Origin of the sequence: Thioclava sp. UBA3469, assembly GCF_002378135.1 — a bacterium.
Lineage (GTDB): Bacteria > Pseudomonadota > Alphaproteobacteria > Rhodobacterales > Rhodobacteraceae > Thioclava > Thioclava sediminum.
Window position 1 is genome coordinate 1 of the sequence record NZ_DFRG01000269.1, and the last position, 3,938, is coordinate 3,938.

At 63.9% G+C, this 3,938-nt stretch carries 6 protein-coding genes; 2 read left to right on the forward strand and 4 right to left on the reverse strand.

The features are described 5' to 3' along the window. Positions 1-1,081 (forward strand): replication restart helicase PriA (gene priA, locus B3D39_RS19510; RefSeq protein ID WP_286789991.1); only part of this gene is annotated, 1,081 nt, incomplete at its 5' end. A 7-nt stretch (positions 1,082-1,088) separates the two neighbouring features. Here the strand turns inward: priA and B3D39_RS19515 are convergent. The 4 genes from B3D39_RS19515 to B3D39_RS19530 form a co-directional block, all read right to left on the reverse strand. Beyond that, a complete protein-coding gene (locus tag B3D39_RS19515) occupies positions 1,089-1,661 on the reverse strand; it encodes a cob(I)yrinic acid a,c-diamide adenosyltransferase (protein ID WP_078549339.1) in 573 nt (190 codons plus the stop codon). Next, positions 1,661-1,864, reverse strand: a complete 204-nt coding sequence (locus tag B3D39_RS19520; protein ID WP_274961932.1) for a twin transmembrane helix small protein — start codon at positions 1,862-1,864, stop codon at positions 1,661-1,663. The genes B3D39_RS19515 and B3D39_RS19520 overlap by 1 nt, the downstream gene beginning before the upstream one ends. A 61-nt stretch (positions 1,865-1,925) precedes the next feature. Next, positions 1,926-2,765, reverse strand: coding sequence for an SDR family NAD(P)-dependent oxidoreductase (locus B3D39_RS19525; protein ID WP_274961933.1), 840 nt, complete (start codon positions 2,763-2,765; stop codon positions 1,926-1,928). A gap of 121 nt (positions 2,766-2,886) precedes the next feature. Next, the gene (locus tag B3D39_RS19530; RefSeq protein ID WP_078549337.1) at positions 2,887-3,411 is read right to left on the reverse strand and encodes an SH3 domain-containing protein; all 525 of its coding nucleotides are present in this window, start codon (positions 3,409-3,411) and stop codon (positions 2,887-2,889) included. A 170-nt stretch (positions 3,412-3,581) separates the two neighbouring features. Here B3D39_RS19530 and B3D39_RS19535 point away from each other — a divergent pair. Then, a partial coding sequence (locus B3D39_RS19535; RefSeq protein ID WP_286789992.1) for a DNA gyrase subunit A occupies positions 3,582-3,938 on the forward strand: 357 nt, incomplete at its 3' end.

Genomic DNA, 3,938 nt, shown 5'->3' on the forward strand with positions numbered 1-3,938 from the left:
TCAGCGGCTCGATCTGGGCGCGCGGTTCGGCACGGCGGAACTGCCCGAGATGGGCACGATCGACATGCGCGACGAAGCGATTGAGAGCGCGCATTGGATCGGTCCGACTTTGGTGAAGGAGGTGCTGGCGCGGGTGGCCGAGGGGCAGCAGGCGATGCTGTTTCTCAACCGTCGCGGCTATGCGCCAGTCACGATCTGCCGGGCCTGCGGGCATCAGATCGGCTGCGACCATTGCGACGCGCGGATGGTGGAGCACCGTTTCCTCAAGCGGCTCGTCTGTCACCAATGCGGCGAGACCAAGCCGATCCCGGTGAAATGTCCGAGCTGCGAGGTGGAGGGGAAACTCGCGCCTGTCGGGCCGGGGGTGGAGCGGCTGGCCGAGGAGGTCGCGGAGCACTTTCCCAAGGCGCGTCTGGCGGTGCTGTCTTCGGACCTGTTCGGCTCGGCCCGCGCGCTGAAGGAGAAGATCGCGGAGATCGCGCAGGGCGAGGCGGATATCATCATCGGCACGCAGATCGTGGCGAAAGGGCATAACTTCCCGCGGTTGACGCTGGTGGGGGTGATCGATGCCGATCTGGGATTGCAGGGGTCGGACCTGCGCGCGGCGGAGAAGACGTTCCAGTTGATGCGGCAGGTGGCGGGCCGGGCTGGCCGCGCCGAGGAGAAGGGCGCGGCGCTGTTGCAGACCTATCAGCCTGAGCATCCGGTGATCCGCGCCATTCTGGGTGGCGACGAGGAGGCGTTCTGGGCGCAGGAAGCTGCCGCGCGGCAGGCGCAGGGCGTTCCGCCTTACGGGCGCATGGCGGGGATCATCCTGTCGGGGCCGGATTTGCAGCCGCTGTTTGAGGTGGGCAATCACTTGGCGCGCAACGATGCCGCGCTGCGCCGGATCGGGGCGCAGGTCTTCGGACCCGCGCCTGCGCCGATCGCGCGGGTGCGCGGGCGGCATCGAGTGCGGCTCTTGGTGAAGGCAGAGAAAAGCGCGCCGCTACAGGGCGCGCTCAAGGCTTGGCTCAAGGGGCTGAAGCTGCCGACCAATGCGCGGCTCGCGGTCGATATCGATCCGCAGAGCTTTCTGTAGGGGGCGCTTAGCGGCTCCCGCCTGGAACCCAGAGCACATCGTCCTTGCCGTCGTCATTCGCGATCCGGGCAGCGACGAAGAACCAGTCGGACAGGCGGTTGAGGTATTTCACCGCCCATTCGTTCACGCCTTCGATTGCGGCCAGCGACACGGCCTCACGCTCGGCGCGGCGCGCCACGGTGCGCGACATATGCAGGTGCGCGGCAAGCGGCGTGCCGCCCGGCAGGATGAAGCTGCGCAGAGGTTCCAACTTCTTGTTCATCGCGTCGATCTCGGTCTCGAGCCGGGTCACCTGTGACTCGACCATGCGCAGGACCGGGTAGCCCGCCTCGTCGTCATGCTCCATATCGGGGCGCGCCAGATCGGCGCCCAGATCGAACAGGTCGTTCTGGATCACGGAGAGCTGCTTTTGCAGCGCCTCATCCGCATGCAGGCGCGCAATGCCCACGGTCGCGTTCAGCTCGTCCACGGTGCCATAGGCGGTCACGCGCGCGGAATGTTTGGCGACGCGCACCCCGTTCGAGAGCGCGGTTTCCCCGGCATCGCCGGTGCGCGTGTAGATGCGATTGAGAACGACCATCAGCTACCTCTTCTAAGATAAACGAACAACAGGATCAGTGCGATAGCGACCGCCTGGGCGGCAATGCGCAACCGCATCAGCTTGTTGGCATGTTTCTTGTTGAAATCGCCCCCGCGTCCGAAGCCCGCGATGCCGATCATCAAGATCACCAGAACCGCCAAACTCGCCAGAGCGACGACATAAAATAACGGGTCGTTGCGCATGTAGTCTCTCTCCCTCTGGGCTCAAGACATAGCTGGAGATCACGAAAATGCGAAAGGATTTTCAGCCCTTGTCCAGCACCCAGTCGAGCATCCGGTCGGGCAGGAAGCGGCGCACGACGCTGATTGCCTTGGTCGGCGTGGTGATCTTGTAGCGCGGCTTCGGGTTCGGGGCCTCCAGCGCCTTGAGGATCGCCTTGGTTACCTCGGAAGGGGGCAGTTCGAACGTGTCGGGCTTGCCGCGGCTTTGGTAGAGGCGCTTGAGCAGGCTGCCCTCGTATTGCGCGCGGCGGGCGGAATTCTCCCAATCCACCCATTTCTCGAAGGGCGGGATCGAGTTGACCCGGATTTTCGAGGTGATCGGGCCGGGCTGGATCAGCACGATCTTGATATCCGTATCGGCCATCTCGAGGCGCATCACATCGGTGAGCCCTTCCAGCGCGAATTTCGTCGAGGCATAGGCCGCGCGCCATTTCAGGCCGACGAAGCCCAGCACCGAGGAGCATTGCAGGATGCGGCCCTCGCCATTGTCGCCCTGCGCTCGCATCACCTTGATCGCGCGGGTCGTCAGGTCGTGCAGGCCGAACAGGTTGGTCTCGAAGATCTCGCGCAGTGCGCCGGGGGGGATGTCCTCGGCGGCGCCGGGGCAGGCGAAGGCTGCGTTGTTGTAGAGCGCGTCGAGCCGGCCGTGCCCACGCGCCAGCGCCTCGTTGAAGCCCGCCTCGATGCTTTCGGGATCGGCCACGTCGAGCTGGAAGGAGATCAGCCCCTCGGAGCGCAGGCGCTCGCAATCCTCTTCACCGCGGCAGGTGGCGAAGACTTTCCAGCCCGCGGCTTTCAGTCCGTGGGCCGCGTCATAGCCGATGCCCGAGGAGCATCCGGTGATCAGGATCGTCTTGGCCATGCGCGCGCCTTCCCAATGGTTCGGCGGTGTAAAGAAAAACCCGCCGGAGGTTTGCCTCCGACGGGGGTATTTCGAGCCATTTGAAAAGGCAAGATTTTAGCGGCTGGCAGGCCGGTTTAGGTCAATTTGCCGGGCGCAGGTACTTCTTGGAGACCCAGCCTTCGGTGCCGTCGCCCTCGATCTTCACATTCGCCCAGCCGCCGATCTCGGCCACGACGAGCACATCGTCGCCCTTGCGGACGCGGTCGATCGCGGCGTTGCTGGTCGAGGGGCCCGAGCGCACGTTGAGCGCATTGGCTGTCACGCTCCAGAGCGTGCCGCCTTCGACTTTCGGCGCCGAGGTGTCGCGATATTCCGGCGACGGTTTGAGCTCGGGGCCCGGCATCCGCGCGTTCGGCGTGACGCGGGTGATCAACGAGGCTTTCTCGATCTTCGGCGTGTTGGCTTGTGATGCAGCAGCCTTCGCGACAATTTGAGGGGCCTCGCTGGCCGAAAGCTCTTGATTATCGCTCGCGGCGCGTGAGACCTGTACGGTGTCATTCGACGTGGCCGCAGAGGCCTGTTCGACGTTCCCGGGAACGTCGCGTCCGGCGATGGCCATAACGGCGTAAATACCCGCCAAAGTGGTCAACAACAACTTACCCATGTTCAACCCCCTGATTCCGAATTGGCAGCTCTGGAATCGTCAAAAATGTTAACACGACTCTCTCTGCTCTACGTCGGTGAAATTCCGCCGACGGGGGAAAAGTTCCGTGGAAATTCTTATTCCTGCTTTTCCCGCTGGACCGGGATCGGGTGCGGCTTTAGTAAATCGGCATGAGCAGTGACGAAGAAAATCCCCTCTCCACCAGTTCCGAACCGCTGAGCCGTGCGATCGGCGAGCGCTATCTGACCTATGCGCTCTCGACGATTATGCACCGGGCGCTGCCCGATGCGCGCGACGGGTTGAAGCCGGTGCATCGGCGCATCCTCTTCGCGATGCGCGAGCTGAAGCTGTCGCCGACCGGCGGTTTCCGGAAATCCGCGAAAATCTCGGGCGACGTGATGGGGAACTACCACCCCCATGGCGATGCGGCGATCTACGATGCGATGGCGCGTCTCGCGCAGGATTTCGCGATGCGCTACAAGCTCGTCGACGGGCAGGGCAATTTCGGCAATATCGACGGCGATAAC